At 61.7% G+C, this 14,242-nt stretch carries 15 protein-coding genes; 11 read left to right on the top strand and 4 right to left on the bottom strand.

Features of this window, described 5'->3' with window-relative positions:
• The first annotated feature begins 52 nt into the window (after positions 1–52).
• The 6 genes from araG to CAF79_RS05385 all read left to right on the top strand — a co-directional run bounded on the left by araG (position 53) and on the right by CAF79_RS05385 (position 7,095).
• A complete protein-coding gene (gene araG, locus CAF79_RS05410) occupies positions 53–1,597 on the top strand; it encodes an L-arabinose ABC transporter ATP-binding protein AraG (RefSeq protein WP_085696980.1) in 1,545 nt (514 codons plus the stop codon).
• Positions 1,598–1,609: 12 nt separating this feature from the next.
• The gene (gene araH / locus CAF79_RS05405; RefSeq protein ID WP_085697229.1) at positions 1,610–2,578 is read left to right on the top strand and encodes an L-arabinose ABC transporter permease AraH; all 969 of its coding nucleotides are present in this window, start codon (positions 1,610–1,612) and stop codon (positions 2,576–2,578) included.
• Between the two features lie 185 nt (positions 2,579–2,763).
• Positions 2,764–3,477: a GntR family transcriptional regulator gene (locus CAF79_RS05400; protein ID WP_085696979.1), complete on the top strand. Its 714-nt coding sequence runs from the start codon at positions 2,764–2,766 to the stop codon at positions 3,475–3,477.
• Positions 3,474–4,472, top strand: coding sequence for an ADP-ribosylglycohydrolase family protein (locus tag CAF79_RS05395; RefSeq protein ID WP_085696978.1), 999 nt, complete (start codon positions 3,474–3,476; stop codon positions 4,470–4,472). Before CAF79_RS05400 ends, CAF79_RS05395 begins: the two co-directional genes overlap by 4 nt.
• A 234-nt stretch (positions 4,473–4,706) precedes the next feature.
• Positions 4,707–6,173 (top strand): cytosine permease, encoded by a 1,467-nt coding sequence (locus CAF79_RS05390; RefSeq protein WP_085696977.1) that lies wholly within the window; start codon positions 4,707–4,709, stop codon positions 6,171–6,173.
• A complete protein-coding gene (locus CAF79_RS05385) occupies positions 6,166–7,095 on the top strand; it encodes a PfkB family carbohydrate kinase (protein ID WP_085696976.1) in 930 nt (309 codons plus the stop codon). The genes CAF79_RS05390 and CAF79_RS05385 overlap by 8 nt, the downstream gene beginning before the upstream one ends.
• A gap of 130 nt (positions 7,096–7,225) precedes the next feature.
• Here the strand turns inward: CAF79_RS05385 and CAF79_RS05380 are convergent, their stop codons facing one another.
• The 4 genes from CAF79_RS05380 to CAF79_RS05365 all read right to left on the bottom strand — a co-directional run bounded on the left by CAF79_RS05380 (position 7,226) and on the right by CAF79_RS05365 (position 9,096).
• Positions 7,226–7,606: a Rho termination factor N-terminal domain-containing protein gene (locus CAF79_RS05380; RefSeq protein WP_085696975.1), complete on the bottom strand. Its 381-nt coding sequence runs from the start codon at positions 7,604–7,606 to the stop codon at positions 7,226–7,228.
• An 87-nt stretch (positions 7,607–7,693) separates the two neighbouring features.
• Complete coding sequence (locus tag CAF79_RS05375) at positions 7,694–7,948, bottom strand: hypothetical protein (protein ID WP_085696974.1); 255 nt, start codon at positions 7,946–7,948, stop codon at positions 7,694–7,696.
• Between the two features lie 52 nt (positions 7,949–8,000).
• Entirely contained in the window at positions 8,001–8,345 is a 345-nt protein-coding gene (locus tag CAF79_RS05370; protein ID WP_085696973.1) for a hypothetical protein, read from the bottom strand.
• Positions 8,346–8,427: 82 nt separating this feature from the next.
• Entirely contained in the window at positions 8,428–9,096 is a 669-nt protein-coding gene (locus tag CAF79_RS05365; protein WP_085696972.1) for an HD domain-containing protein, read from the bottom strand.
• Between the two features lie 148 nt (positions 9,097–9,244).
• On the opposite strand from CAF79_RS05365, the gene CAF79_RS05360 reads away from it, so the two are divergent.
• The 5 genes from CAF79_RS05360 to CAF79_RS05340 all read left to right on the top strand — a co-directional run bounded on the left by CAF79_RS05360 (position 9,245) and on the right by CAF79_RS05340 (position 14,232).
• Positions 9,245–9,727 carry a GNAT family N-acetyltransferase gene (locus tag CAF79_RS05360; RefSeq protein WP_039770630.1) on the top strand — a complete coding sequence of 161 codons (483 nt, stop codon included), beginning with the start codon at positions 9,245–9,247 and terminating at the stop codon, positions 9,725–9,727.
• Positions 9,728–9,920: 193 nt separating this feature from the next.
• Complete coding sequence (locus tag CAF79_RS05355) at positions 9,921–10,910, top strand: 2-dehydro-3-deoxygalactonokinase (RefSeq protein WP_085696971.1); 990 nt, start codon at positions 9,921–9,923, stop codon at positions 10,908–10,910.
• A 19-nt stretch (positions 10,911–10,929) separates the two neighbouring features.
• Positions 10,930–11,550 (top strand): 2-dehydro-3-deoxy-6-phosphogalactonate aldolase, encoded by a 621-nt coding sequence (locus CAF79_RS05350; protein ID WP_085696970.1) that lies wholly within the window; start codon positions 10,930–10,932, stop codon positions 11,548–11,550.
• Positions 11,551–11,597: 47 nt separating this feature from the next.
• Positions 11,598–12,746 carry a galactonate dehydratase gene (gene dgoD / locus CAF79_RS05345; RefSeq protein WP_085696969.1) on the top strand — a complete coding sequence of 383 codons (1,149 nt, stop codon included), beginning with the start codon at positions 11,598–11,600 and terminating at the stop codon, positions 12,744–12,746.
• A 175-nt stretch (positions 12,747–12,921) separates the two neighbouring features.
• Complete coding sequence (locus CAF79_RS05340; protein ID WP_085696968.1) at positions 12,922–14,232, top strand: MFS transporter; 1,311 nt, start codon at positions 12,922–12,924, stop codon at positions 14,230–14,232.
• Positions 14,233–14,242 lie beyond the last annotated feature (10 nt).

The following is a 14,242-nucleotide window of genomic DNA, read 5'->3' as shown; positions in this document are numbered from 1 at the left end:
AGCGGCGGCCCGGGCAGCCGGGCCGCTTGAACGGTGTGATGAGGTGGCTTAAATGCACGCGCAAGTACAGACACAAGAACACAGCGCCAGTGGCAGCCTGCGTTTCAACGGGATCGGCAAGACCTTTCCGGGCGTGAAGGCGCTGGACGGCATCAGTTTCGTCGCGCACCCGGGGCAGGTTCACGCCCTGATGGGCGAGAACGGCGCCGGCAAATCGACCCTGCTGAAAATCCTCGGCGGCGCCTACATCCCGAGCCGCGGTGAGTTGCAGATCGGCGAGCGGACGATGGCCTTCAAGTGCACTGCCGACAGCATCGGCAGCGGCGTGGCGGTGATTCACCAGGAGCTGCATCTGGTGCCGGAAATGACCGTGGCCGAGAACCTGTTCCTTGGTCATCTGCCGGCCAGTTTCGGCTTGATCAATCGCGGCGCGCTGCGTCAGCAGGCCTTGGCTTGTCTCAAGGGGCTGGCCGATGAAATCGACCCGCAGACCAAGGTCGGACGCCTGTCCCTCGGCCAGCGGCAACTGGTCGAAATCGCCAAGGCACTGTCCCGTGGCGCCCATGTGATTGCTTTTGACGAACCGACCAGCAGTCTCTCGGCGCGGGAAATCGACCGCTTGATGGCGATCATCGGCCGACTGCGCGACGAGGGCAAAGTGGTGCTCTACGTCTCCCATCGCATGGAGGAAGTGTTCCGTATCTGCGACGCGGTGACGGTGTTCAAGGACGGTCGCTACGTGCGCACTTTCGACGACATGAGCCAGCTGACCCACGATCAACTGGTGACCTGCATGGTCGGGCGCGACATTCAGGACATCTACGATTATCGCGGCCGCCCGCGCGGTGCCGTGGCGCTGAGAGTCGATGGTTTGCTCGGCCCGGGCCTGCGCGAGCCGATCAGTTTCGATGCGCACAAAGGCGAGATTCTGGGCCTGTTCGGGCTGGTCGGGGCAGGGCGCACCGAGTTGTTCCGGCTGCTCAGCGGTCTGGAGCGAAACACCGCCGGACGCCTGGAATTGCGCGGCCATGAACTGAAGCTGCGGTCGCCTCGCGATGCGATCGCCGCCGGGATTCTGCTGTGCCCGGAGGACCGCAAGAAGGAAGGCATCATCCCGCTGGCGAGCGTCGCCGAAAACATCAACATCAGCGCGCGCGGCGCGAACTCCGGGCTTGGTTGCCTGCTGCGCGGGATCTGGGAAAAGGGTAACGCCGAAAAACAGATCAAGGCCCTGAAAGTGAAAACGCCCCACGCCGGGCAACAGATCAAGTTCCTGTCCGGCGGCAATCAGCAGAAGGCGATTCTCGGCCGCTGGCTGTCGATGCCGATGAAAGTCCTGCTGCTCGACGAGCCGACCCGGGGCATCGACATCGGCGCCAAGGCCGAGATCTACCAGATCATCCATAACCTGGCCGCCGATGGCATTTCGGTAATCGTGGTGTCCAGCGATCTGATGGAAGTGATGGGCATTTCCGACCGCATTCTGGTGCTGTGCGAGGGCGCCCTGCGTGGCGAAGTCAGCCGCGACCAGGCCAACGAATCCAACCTGCTGCAACTGGCTTTGCCGCGCCACCGCGCTGACGGCGTGGCGAACTGAGAGGTGACTATGATGACAACCCAAAACGAAACCCTGCCGACCGCGCGCAAACCTCTGGATATGCGGCGCTTCCTCGATGACTGGGTCATGTTGCTGGCAGCGGTGGGGATTTTTCTCGCCTGCACTTTGCTGATCGACAACTTCCTCTCGCCGCTGAACATGCGTGGCCTGGGCCTGGCGATTTCCACCACTGGAATCGCCGCATGCACCATGTTGTATTGCCTGGCATCCGGGCACTTCGACCTGTCGGTGGGTTCGGTGATTGCCTGCGCCGGGGTGGTTGCGGCGGTGGTGATGCGCGATACCAACAGCGTGTTCCTCGGCGTCAGCGCCGCGCTGGTGATGGGCCTGATCGTCGGCTTGATCAACGGTATCGTGATCGCCAAGTTACGGGTCAATGCGCTGATCACGACGCTGGCGACCATGCAGATCGTCCGTGGCCTGGCTTACATTTTTGCCAATGGCAAAGCGGTGGGGGTGTCCCAGGAATCGTTTTTCGTGTTCGGTAACGGCCAGTTGTTCGGCGTGCCGGTGCCGATCCTGATCACCATTGTCTGCTTCCTGTTTTTCGGCTGGTTGCTGAACTACACGACCTACGGGCGCAACACCATGGCCATCGGTGGCAACCAGGAAGCGGCTCTGCTGGCGGGGGTGAATGTTGATCGCACGAAGATCATCATCTTTGCGGTGCATGGTGTGATCGGTGCGCTGGCGGGAGTGATTCTGGCGTCGCGGATGACGTCCGGGCAGCCGATGATCGGGCAGGGTTTCGAGCTGACGGTGATTTCGGCTTGCGTGCTGGGCGGGGTTTCGTTGAGCGGCGGGATCGGGATGATCCGGCATGTGATTGCCGGGGTGTTGATTCTGGCGATTATCGAGAATGCGATGAACCTGAAGAATATCGACACGTTTTATCAGTATGTTATTCGGGGTTCGATTCTGCTGTTGGCTGTGGTTATCGACCGACTCAAGCAACGGTAATCCGCAATACCCTGTGGGAGCTAACTTGCTCGCGATAGCGGTAGATCCGGCACGTTGATGTCGGATGCGCAGGCCTTGTCGCGAGCAAGCCAGCTCCCACAGTTCACCTTTTCTAACGAACCTTCCGTCACTCCCGGATAAATATTCCTTGCTCGTCCTGTCTTGTTTCGGTTATCAATTTGTACATGATTAGACAGGTACGATTTGACAAGAAACAACGGGTGGTCGACGAGCTCGTCCGACGCATCGAAAGCGGCCTCATGGAGGACGGCTTTCTGTTGCCTGGCGAGCATCAGTTGGCTCAGGAATTCAACGTCAGCCGAGGCACGTTGCGCGAAGCGCTGGCCGAATTGAAGCGGCGCAATTACATCGCCACGCAAAGCGGGGTCGGCTCGATCGTCACATTTGACGGGATCGTGCTCGATCAGCGCAGCGGCTGGGCCCAGGCCCTGGCCGACAGCGGGGCGATGATCAATACCGACGTGTTGCGTCTGGAAGCCGTGACTCGCGCGGATCTGCTTGCGCGTTTCGGCTCCGATCAATTCATTCTTCTCGAACGTCGCCGCCGTTCCAACGATGGCACGGCGGTGTCCCTTGAACGCTCTCTGATGCCCGCCTCCGGAGGCCTGGAAAGCCTGCCGCGGGTCGGCCTGATCGACAATTCCCTGACCATCACCCTGGCCGCTTACGGCTATATCGGCGAGCGCGGCGATCAATGGATCGGCGCCGAACCGCTCAACGCGGTGGACGCCGAACTGCTCGGTCGTCCGGAAGGCACGGTGTTCCTCAAGGCATTGCGCACCACCTACGACCGGCAGAACCGTTTCATGGAACAGGTCGAAAGCCTGCTCGACCCGGTGCATTTTCGTCTGCACCTGCAATTCGGAGAATCGAAATGACCGCCCTTGACCGTGCCTTGGGCGCGTTTTACGGCCTGGCCCTCGGCGATGCGCTGGGGATGCCGACGCAATCCCTGAACCGCGAAACCATCAGGCAGCGCTTCGGCCAGATCACCGATCTGCAAGACGCCGGCCCCTTGCAACCGATTGCCGCGAACATGCCCAAGGGCTCGATCACCGATGACACCGAACAGGCGATTCTGGTCGGCGAATTGCTGGTCGAAGGTCGCGGCCGGATCGAGCCGGCGGTGCTGGCGCAACGGCTGATCGAATGGGAAGCCGAGATGCAGGCCAAGGGCTCGCAGGACTTGCTCGGCCCGTCGACCAAACGTGCGATCGAAATGATCCTCGCCGGCCATTCGCCGGAAGAGGCCGGGCGCTATGGGACCACCAACGGCGCAGCGATGCGCATCACCCCGGTGGGAATCGCGGCGGATGTCGCCAACCCCGAGCGCTTTATCGCGGCGGTGGTGCAAGCGTGTCAGGTCACTCACAACACCACGCTGGGGATTTCCAGCGCGGCGGCGGTGGCGGCGGTGGTCTCGGCCGGCATCAACGGCCTGGATCTGGGCGAGGCGCTGAACCTCGGTCAACAGATTGCCCAGCAAGCGGAAGCGCACGGGCACTGGGTGGCCGGCGGGCGCATCGCGTCGCGGATCAGTTGGGCGCGCAGCATCAGTGTCGAGAGCGATCCGGTGTTGCTCGCGGATCTGCTGTACGACGTGATCGGCACCTCGGTGGCCTCGCAGGAATCGGTGGTGGTCTCGTTCGCCCTCGCGCAGCAAGTCGCGGTCGGTGAAATGACGCCGTTCGATGCGCTGTGCATGGCCGCGAGCCTGGGGGGTGACACCGACACCATCGCCGCGATTCTCGGCGCCATGCTCGGGGCCTGCCTGGGCCTGCAGAGCTGGCCGGCACCGATGATTGAAACGGTGAAGGCCGTCAACGATCTGGAGCTTGAGCCGTTGGTGACAGGGCTGTTGGCCTTGCGCTGATTGAACTGACGCCTTCGTCGGATCGCCGCCCGGAGCAAGCTCGCTCCCACAGGGACAGTGCAATCTCAAGGTTCACTTCGAACCTGTGGGAGCGAGCTTGCTCGCGAAAGGCGCACCACAAGTCTTGAATAATCACCCGCAATGGATCGCGCAGACAGGCCCAGGAAGGGCGGGATGTCTAGTCGTTCTGCGTCATTGCCACAACCACAATAAAGGCAAACAGGAGCATTTTTCATGAGTTCATCGAACGCCGGGCAAAGCGCCGGGCAACTGGAAACCCGGGGCATCGAACCGGTGCCGGAAGGCGAGTGCAACGGCCATCCGCTGCAACTGTTCTGGGTCTGGTTTGCTGCCAATATTTCCATCCTCGGCCTGCCGCTGGGCGCCACGCTGGTTGCGTTTCGCGGCCTGGCGATCTGGCAGGCGATCATTGTCGCGATCCTCGGCGCTGCCGGTTCGTTCGCGGTAGTGGGGATCATCTCGATTGCCGGCCGTCGCGGTCGTGCTCCGAGCCTGACCCTGTCGCGGGCGATCTTCGGGGTGCGCGGCAATATCGGCCCGACGCTGGTGTCGCTGATGTCGCGCCTGGGTTGGGAAACCGTCAACACCACCACCGCCGCGTTCGTGCTGCTGTCGTTGTGCTCGATCCTGTTCGGCTCGCCGGTGGAAGCCAAAAGTGCGCCGGTGCTGACTTTGATCTTCATCGCGATTTTCGTGCTGCTGACCTTGTCGGTGTCCGGCCTGGGCCACGCCACTTTGCTGGTGATCCAGAAGTGGGCGACTTACGTGTTCGGCGCGCTGAACATTCTGGTCGGTGGCTTCCTCTGCGCGACCATCGACTGGAGCGCGGTGTTCAACGCCACGCCGGCGCCGATGAGCGCGATGATCATCGGTATCGGCACCATGGCCGCCGGCACCGGGATCGGCTGGGCCAATGCCGGCGCCGACATGTCGCGTTATCAGCATCGCAGCGTCAAAGCCGTGCGCCTGGTGGCTTCGGCAGCGTTCGGCGCAGGGATTCCGCTGGTGTTGCTGATCACCCTCGGCGGCCTGTTGTCGGTCGGCAACAACGACCTCGCTTCGGCGACTGACCCGATCGTGGCGATCCGCGACATGCTGCCGACCTGGATGGCCGTGCCGTACCTGATCACCGCGTTCGGCGGTCTGTTGCTGTCGAATAACCTGTCGGTGTACTCCGCCGGTTTGACCACGCTGACCCTCGGCCTGAAGGTCAAACGCGTGTACGCGGTGGTGGTCGATATCGTTGCGATTTTCGCCGGTTCGATCTACTTCATGCTGATCGCCGACAGTTTCTACGGCCCGTTCATCACCTTCATTTCGTTGCTGGCCGTGCCGATCACTGCATGGGTCGGGATCTTCGTGGTCGATCTGATTCATCGTCACTACTACAGCCCCAAAGACCTGCTCGACGTCAGCCCGAGCAGCGCCTATTGGTACAACGGCGGCATCGAGTGGCGCGCATTCGGCGCGTGGGCGATTGCGATTGTGCTGGGCTTCAGTTTCACCACCATCGGCACCACCGCCGAGAACGTCTGGTTCAAGGGCTTTCTGTCCGATTCGTGGCTGGGCCACAACGGCCTTGGCTGGATCGTGACCTTTGTGGTCGCCGGCGGCATTTACTTCGTACTCGGCGGGGCGAGAGATCGCCGCGCTGCGCAATCCGAGAATGCTCATGCCTAAGATGTTGCACACCGGCCAGGTCATCATCGACCTGGTCATGGCCGTGGATGCGCTACCCCAAATCGGCGGTGACGTGCTGGCGCAGTCCGCCAGTTTCGAAGCCGGCGGCGGCTTCAATGTGATGGCCGCCGCCGCGCGTAACGGCTTGCCGGTGGTCTACCTCGGTCGCCACGGCAACGGCCGTTTCGGCGATCTGGCGCGCCAGGCGATGAACGCCGAAGGCATCCGCATCGGCATCCAACAGCCTGCAGAACGCGACACCGGGATCTGCGTGGCGCTGACCGATGCGTCGGCGGAACGCAGTTTCATTTCCTACATCGGCGCAGAAGGTGAAGTGACGGCGGCGGAGCTGAACAGCGTCGCCGCCAAGCCGGGGGACTACGTCTACGTCAGCGGTTACAGCCTGCTGCACAGCGGCAAGGCCCAGGCGTTGCTGGACTGGACGCTGGCGTTGCCGAAGGCGATCAACGTGGTGTTCGATCCGGGGCCGCTGGTGGAAACTCCGGACTCATCGATGATGCAGGCATTGTTGCCGCGCATTGATGTGTGGACCAGCAACCGCGTCGAGGCGTTGCGCTTCACTGGCGCAGCCGACATCGAAACCGCGCTGGACCGATTGACCGTGCACCTGCCGCAGGAAGTGCTGATGGTCGTGCGCGACGGCCCGCAAGGTTGCTGGATTCATCAGCGGGGCGAACGCCAGCACGTACCGGGTTTCAAGGTACAAGCCGTGGACAGCAATGGCGCGGGCGATGCGCATGCCGGCGTGTTCATGGCCGGGTTGGCGCAGGGACTGACCGCTCACCAGGCCGCAAGGCGCGCCAACGCTGCGGCTGCATTGGCCGTCACCCGATGGGGCCCGGCGACCGCTCCTGGCACTGCCGAGGTTGATGTGCTGATCAGCAAAAAATGCACTGACTGAACGCTCGCAATCGCTGGCAAGCCAGGTCCCACAGGTTTCAGTAGGGGGCGCAGTTTTTGCGAGCCCTTTGATTTCTATGGGAGCTGGCTTGCCAGCGATAAGCCCTTCAGCCGTTACATCCAGTCTGGACCTAACCGGCTCTGCGCAACGCCGCAATTAACTCATCTTTACGCATCGACGAACGCCCGGGGATTTTCCGCTCCCGGGCCTCCTTGCGCAGGCTCTCGACCGTTTGCACTTCGCGTGAAGCCTTGCTATCGCGCGAATGTCCCTCACGGCTTACTGTCGCGCGTCGCGCCGATTCCTTGCGATCGTCGGCCTTGGCGCTGGCGGGTTTTCGGCGTCCGGAGCCACCGGCTTTCTCACCTCCGCCGGACTGTTTGTTTACCGTCGCCCAGGCTCGCGCTTCAGCTTCGTCCTGCGGAACGCCTTTCTGTTCATAGCTGTCTTCGATGTGCGCGGCCTTGCGCTTTTGCTCGGCGGTGTATTTGGCTTTGCTTCCACGAGGCATGGCAGGTCTCCTGGTGGCTGGATGAATCTCGGAATGACCGGCGCAGGCAATGCATCCGAACACTGCTTGCGCCAGTGACCGGAAGCGTCAGTTATCGAGCTTACGCGCCGCTTCCACACCTGCAGCGCTGAGCTTGATCGGCAGATTCAGCGAATGCTCTCCCGCTTCATTGCAAGTGATGTGGCCGTGGTGAATCAGTCCACGCTCCTGCAGGGCGGCAAGGGCACTGGCCACGACTTTCTCGCCGCGATAATTGTCCAGCACCTCTTTACCGAGGCCGCTTGGGTGGGCATGCAACAGCCGGGTCAGGACTTCTTTTTCCAGGTTTTTATCGACGTTCATGGTTACCTCTTCAGAGAAGTGGATAAGACACGTTGCGTGGATGAAGCACGGATCACTGTCCTGCGCCTTCAGAGCCCGAACCACCCGTGGTGGTTTTCGAGCCGACGCCGGGACCGGCGTTGTCGGGGGCGGCCGGAGCGTCGGGGGTGTTCATCCCGCCCTGGCGGCCGGGATCGCTGCCCTGGGTGCGAGGATCGGTTCCCGTTGCGGGTGGCTGGTTGATCAGCGGTACACCCGAACCGTCGGTATTCATACCGGGGGCACTGTTGATGGCGGGTGCTCTGGGCTGGGTGACCGGATCGGTCGGCCCGGTGCCGGCGGCGGTGGTCGAGGCGGCGAATGCCGCAGGACTGAGGAGGGTTGCGAATACGAGCGCAGTCAACCTTGACGGGATCATAGGGTGTCTCCAGTGATTGAAATCCTTACCTCATGTTGGTCTGCCCTCGTGAAAGATTGGTGCCTGATGATCGACGAACGGTTCAGAAGGGCTGAGTGCTTTCGAGGCCGATCTCTTCCTTGAATTGCTCCATGAAACCCTTCAGGCGCTGATGACGGATTTGCGCCAGACGCTGACCGGCAGCGGTCTGGAAACCGTCGGCGAGGTGCAGCAGTTTGGTCTGGAAATGATCGAGGCAGAATCGCGTGTCGTCGTAGTCCCTTTCCCGAGCCTCGGGATCGTTCGGGTCGTACAGCGCGCTGCCCATACGTCCGGCGGTGTAGAAGGTGCGGGCGACGCCGAGCAGGCCGAGGGAGTCGAGACGGTCGGCGTCCTGCAACAGTCGGGCTTCGAGGGTGAGCGGGGTGATGTTGGCGGAAAAACTGTGGGCTTCGATGGCGTGGATGATGGCGCTGATTTTGGGTTCGGGCCAGTTCAGGTTTGCCAATACCGCTGATGCTTTTTTCGCTGCCAGGCGTGAAGCCTGTGAACGTAGCGGCGAGTTCTTTTCCACCGCGACGCAATCATGCAGCAACACCGCCGCCAGCAGCACCTCAAGGTCGCCACCTTCCTCGGCCTGCAAAGTGCGCACGTTGTGCCAGACCCGTTGCAGGTGCGACAGATCATGAGCGCCGTCCTCCGACGGTTCCAGCGCATGGGGTAGCAGTTCGGCGGCGAGTGAGGCCAGTGGTTCGAAAGCGATCGTGTTCATGCATGTCCTATAAAGCAAACAACAATCCTTGCGGGAGCGCGGATCACCGTGTTTCTGTGATTGAGTAGGGTAGTGTTTGGATTGCCATGTGACGAGCGCCGCGCGGCACCTTAGTATGGCGTTTTCCTTTTTCCGACAAGGCCCGTCCATGACGATCGAAATCCGCCCGGCGACCCCCAGCGATGCTCCGCAAATCCTCGCGTTCATCACCGAATTGGCAGACTTCGAAAAGGCCCGTCACGAAGTTATCGCCAGCGTCGCCGACATCGAGCGCAGTCTGTTCAGCGAAGGCGCCACCGCCCATGGCCTGATCTGCCTGCGCGATGGTCTGCCAATCGGTTTTGCGGTGTTCTTCTTCAGCTATTCGACCTGGCTGGGCAGCAACTGCCTGTACCTCGAAGACCTCTACATTACCCCGGAACAACGGGGCGGCGGCGCCGGCAAAACCCTGCTGCGCCATCTCGCGAAAATAGCCTGCGCCAACGACTGCGGCCGCTTCGAATGGAGCGTGCTGGACTGGAACACCCCGGCCATCGAATTCTACAAATCCCTCGGCGCCCAGCCGCAGGAAGAGTGGGTGCGTTACCGCATGGATGGCAAGGTATTGCGCGAGTTTGCCGAGGGCAACTGAGCCGCGCCAGGAATATCGCAGCCCGAGACGATTCCTGCAGGGAAATTGAATTTCTCTGTAGGCGCTGTTTCTGCCTGCGATATTTTTTTTGCATCATCCCATAATGTGAGAATGATATTTATATATTGAGATTTTGTTTTGCCCGGGTTTATAGTCCAGCTCACTCACTGCCAATAACAAAACAGGTGAAGCGATGCTGGCGCAATTGATCGCGCTCGATTGGGGGACGACCTCACTACGTGCTTACAAACTTGGGGCGGGCGGGCAGGTGCTGGCGCAGCGGTCGCTGTCGTTCGGGATCATGCAGTTGCCGAAGACGCCGCGGGTCATCAACGGTCGTGAATGCGCCGAGGGTTTTGAACTGGCGTTCGACGAGGCATGCGGCGACTGGCTCGATGCGCAGCCCGGCTTGCCGGTGATTGCCTGCGGCATGGTCGGCAGCGCTCAGGGCTGGCGCGAAGCGTCCTACCGCGATACGCCGGCCAATGTGGCCGATCTCGGAAAATCCCTGCAAACCGTTCGCAGTCTTCGCGGTGTAAATGTGCATATCGTGCCGGGTGTGATTCAGCGCTCGGCACTGCCGAACGTGATGCGCGGCGAAGAAACCCAGGTCCTCGGCGTCCTGCAGAATCTGCCGCTCGAGGCGACCCATGATCTGCTGATCGGCCTGCCGGGCAGTCATTCAAAATGGGTGGAAGTGGCCGACGGCTGCATCACCCGTTTCGATACCTTCATGACCGGCGAAGTGTTCGCCGTGCTCAGCGAACACAGCATTCTCGGTCGTACCCAACAGCACAGCGCGACGTTCGACGCCGAGGCATTTGATCGCGGCGTGCAAGTGGCGTTGTCGGCAGAGGGCGAGATAGGCGTGCTGTCGACCCTGTTCAGCGCCCGCAGTCTGGGCCTGACCGGTGAACTCAGCGCCACCGCGCAACCGGATTATCTGTCCGGCCTGTTGATCGGCCATGAACTGTCGGCGCTGGCCGCAGTGCAACGACGCCGGCGCAACAGCGCACATCTTCCTTCGATCATCCTCATCGGCAACGCGCAATTGTGCGCCCGTTACAGCCGGGCCCTCGACGCCTGTGGTTTCGCCCGGGTGACTCTGGCCGAGCAAGCCACCGAGCGTGGTCTGTGGCAACTGGCGCTCGCCGCCGGACTGATCGATTCCTCACCCCGTTAACCCTGACTGGAGGCCTGACATGCTCAAGCAAGCACTGGCGCAAAACGGTCTGATCGCGATCCTGCGCGGCCTGCATCCGCAGGAAGCCGCCGCTGTCGGAGAAGTCCTGTATGCCGCCGGATTTCGCGTCATCGAAGTACCGCTCAATTCCCCCGCGCCGTACGAAAGCATTCGCACCCTGCGCAAGACCCTGCCCGCCGATTGCCTGATCGGTGCCGGCACGGTGCTGACCCCGGAACAGGTCGAACGGGTGAAGGAGGCTGGCGGCCAGGTCATTGTCATGCCCCACAACGATGCCAAGGTGTTGCGGGCTGCAAAAGCGGCGGGGCTGTACCTGTCGCCGGGTGTTGCCACACCGACTGAAGCCTTCGCGGCACTGGAGGAGGGCGCGGACATTCTCAAGCTGTTCCCGGCCGAGCAGATGGGACCTGCGGTGGTGAAAGCCTGGCTGGCGGTGTTGCCGGTCGGGACGATTCTGGCGCCGGTCGGCGGCATCACGCCGGACAACATGCAGGCGTTCATCGACGCTGGCGTCAAAGGCTTCGGCCTCGGCTCCGGGCTGTTCAAACCGGGCATGACGACTGAGCAAGTGGCGGCCAATGCCAAGGCCTACGTGGCGGCCTGGAAAGCCCTTCACTAAGACTTTTCCGGCGCTGCGTGCGCTGCATCCAACAAGAGAGACAAGAGATGAAAATCACCAGACTCACCACCTTCATCGTCCCGCCGCGCTGGTGCTTCCTCAAGGTCGAAACCGACGAGGGCGTGACCGGTTGGGGCGAGCCCGTGGTCGAGGGCCGCGCCCACACGGTCGCCGCAGCGGTTGAGGAATTGTCCGACTACCTGATCGGCAAAGACCCACGCAATATTGAAGACATCTGGACCGTGCTGTATCGCGGCGGCTTCTACCGGGGCGGTGCAATCCATATGAGCGCACTGGCCGGCATCGACCAGGCGCTTTGGGACATCAAGGGCAAGGCCCTCGGTGTGTCGGTCAGCGATCTGCTTGGCGGTCAGGTGCGGGACAAGATCCGCGTGTATTCGTGGATCGGCGGCGACCGTCCGGCGGACACCGCGCGGGCCGCGAAAGAGGCGGTGGGCCGTGGTTTTACGGCGGTGAAAATGAACGGCACCGAAGAACTGCAATTTCTCGATACCTTCGAGAAAGTCGATCTGGCGCTGGCCAACGTTGCCGCCGTGCGCGATGCGGTCGGGCCGAACGTCGGCATCGGCGTCGACTTCCATGGCCGGGTGCACAAACCCATGGCCAAGGTGCTGATGAAGGAGCTCGACCCGTACAAGCTGATGTTCATCGAAGAGCCGGTGCTCAGCGAAAACTACGAAGCGCTGAAAGAACTGGCACCGCTGACCAGCACCCCGATTGCCCTCGGCGAGCGACTGTTTTCGCGCTGGGACTTTAAACGGGTGTTGAGCGAAGGTTACGTCGACATCATCCAGCCGGATGCGTCCCACGCCGGCGGCATCACCGAGACCCGCAAGATCGCCAACATGGCCGAAGCCTACGACGTGGCGCTGGCACTGCATTGCCCGCTGGGGCCGATCGCGCTGGCGGCGTGCCTGCAACTGGACGCCGCTTGTTACAACGCGTTTATCCAGGAGCAGAGCCTGGGCATCCATTACAACGAGAGCAATGACCTGCTCGATTATGTGAAGGATCCGCAGGTGTTCGACTACGACAAAGGCTTTGTGAAAATCCCGAACGGCCCGGGACTGGGGATCGAGATCAACGAGGAATACGTCATCGAACGCGCGGCGGTCGGCCACCGCTGGCGCAATCCGATCTGGCGTCATGCCGATGGCAGTTTTGCCGAGTGGTGAGTCGCTGATTCCCTTCTAAGCGATCGTTCCCACGCTCCGCGTGGGAATGCCTCAATGGACGCTCTGCGTCCGCTCTTGGGACGCAGAGCGTCCCGGGCTGCATTCCCACGCGGAGCGTGGGAACGATCTCGCCAACAACCCTCGACCTCAATAAACATAAGAAGAGGCGCTCCCCATGCAACCGCAAACCCTCACCGGGCAAGCGACGTTAGTCACGCCCAGCCGCAAACGATTTTTCATCATGGTGTTGCTGTTCATCACCGTGGTCATCAACTACCTCGACCGCAGCAACCTGTCGATTGCCGCCCCGGCACTGACGACGGATCTGGGCATCGACCCGGTGCACGTCGGGCTGATCTTCTCGGCGTTCGGCTGGACCTACGCCGCAATGCAGATCCCTGGCGGCTGGCTGGTGGACCGGGTGCCGCCGCGCATCCTTTATAGCGTCGCATTGCTGCTGTGGTCGCTGGCCACCGTGATGCTCGGTTTCGCCGCCAGTTTCATCGCGCTGTTTGTGCTGCGCATGGCGGTCGGTGCGCTGGAAGCGCCGGCCTATCCGATCAACAGCCGCGTGGTGACGACCTGGTTCCCCGAGCGTGAACGGGCCACGGCCATCGGTTTCTACACCTCCGGGCAGTTTGTCGGGCTGGCGTTTCTGACCCCGGTGCTGGCGTGGCTGCAACATGAATTTGGCTGGCACATGGTGTTTGTCGTGACCGGTGCGGTGGGCATCGTGTGGGCGGCGATCTGGTACGCGGTGTATCGCGAACCACGTGATTTCAAAGGTGCCAACCAAGGCGAAATCGACCTGATTCGCGAGGGCGGCGGCCTGGTGGATATCGCAGCCGAAACTGCCAAGGTGAAGGCGAAATTCAGCTGGACCGATCTCGGCATCGTCCTCAGCAAACGCAAGTTGTGGGGGATCTACCTCGGCCAGTTCTGCCTGAACTCGACGCTGTGGTTTTTCCTGACGTGGTTCCCGACCTATCTGGTGAAATATCGCGGCATGGACTTCATCAAGTCCGGCCTGCTGGCGTCGCTGCCGTTTCTCGCCGCGTTCATCGGCGTGCTGTGCTCCGGGTTCTTTTCCGACTTCCTGATTCGTCGTGGTTGCACCGTCGGGTTTGCGCGCAAGTTGCCGATCATTGGCGGGCTGCTGATTTCCACCTCGATCATCGGCGCCAACTTCGTTGAGTCGACGCCGCTGGTGATTGCCTTCCTGGCGTTGGCGTTTTTCGGCAACGGGCTGGCGTCGATCACCTGGTCGCTGGTCTCGACACTGGCACCGGCGCGCTTGCTCGGCTTGACCGGTGGGGTGTTCAATTTCATCGGCAATCTGTCGGCGATTGCCACGCCGATTGTCATCGGCTTCCTGGCCAGTGGTGATTCGTTCGCCCCGGCGATCACCTACATCGCGGTTCTGGCATTGATCGGTGCTTTGTCCTACGTGCTGCTGGTGGGCAAGGTCGAACGCATCGAGTTGTAGTCGGCTATGT

This window comes from Pseudomonas sp. B26(2017) (assembly GCF_002113045.1).
GTDB lineage: Bacteria > Pseudomonadota > Gammaproteobacteria > Pseudomonadales > Pseudomonadaceae > Aquipseudomonas.
Note: the sequence above shows the minus strand (reverse complement) of the source record. Positions and strands in the feature narration are given on the sequence as shown.

Bases quoted from the DNA above. Each gene is read 5' to 3' on its own strand.
- araG (WP_085696980.1), top strand. From the start codon at position 53: ATGCACGCGCAAGTACAGACACAAGAACACAGCGCCAGTGGCAGCCTG.
- CAF79_RS05375 (WP_085696974.1), bottom strand. From the start codon at position 7,948: ATGAACGTCGATAAAAACCTGGAAAAAGAAGTCCTGACCCGGCTGTTG.
- CAF79_RS05360 (WP_039770630.1), top strand. From the start codon at position 9,245: ATGACGATCGAAATCCGCCCGGCGACCCCCAGCGATGCTCCGCAAATC.
- dgoD (WP_085696969.1), top strand. From the start codon at position 11,598: ATGAAAATCACCAGACTCACCACCTTCATCGTCCCGCCGCGCTGGTGC.
- CAF79_RS05385 (WP_085696976.1), top strand. From the start codon at position 6,166: ATGCCTAAGATGTTGCACACCGGCCAGGTCATCATCGACCTGGTCATG.
- CAF79_RS05390 (WP_085696977.1), top strand. From the start codon at position 4,707: ATGAGTTCATCGAACGCCGGGCAAAGCGCCGGGCAACTGGAAACCCGG.
- CAF79_RS05355 (WP_085696971.1), top strand. From the start codon at position 9,921: ATGCTGGCGCAATTGATCGCGCTCGATTGGGGGACGACCTCACTACGT.
- CAF79_RS05365 (WP_085696972.1), bottom strand. From the start codon at position 9,096: ATGAACACGATCGCTTTCGAACCACTGGCCTCACTCGCCGCCGAACTG.
- CAF79_RS05370 (WP_085696973.1), bottom strand. From the start codon at position 8,345: ATGATCCCGTCAAGGTTGACTGCGCTCGTATTCGCAACCCTCCTCAGT.
- CAF79_RS05340 (WP_085696968.1), top strand. From the start codon at position 12,922: ATGCAACCGCAAACCCTCACCGGGCAAGCGACGTTAGTCACGCCCAGC.
- CAF79_RS05400 (WP_085696979.1), top strand. From the start codon at position 2,764: ATGATTAGACAGGTACGATTTGACAAGAAACAACGGGTGGTCGACGAG.
- CAF79_RS05395 (WP_085696978.1), top strand. From the start codon at position 3,474: ATGACCGCCCTTGACCGTGCCTTGGGCGCGTTTTACGGCCTGGCCCTC.
- CAF79_RS05380 (WP_085696975.1), bottom strand. From the start codon at position 7,606: ATGCCTCGTGGAAGCAAAGCCAAATACACCGCCGAGCAAAAGCGCAAG.
- CAF79_RS05350 (WP_085696970.1), top strand. From the start codon at position 10,930: ATGCTCAAGCAAGCACTGGCGCAAAACGGTCTGATCGCGATCCTGCGC.
- araH (WP_085697229.1), top strand. From the start codon at position 1,610: ATGACAACCCAAAACGAAACCCTGCCGACCGCGCGCAAACCTCTGGAT.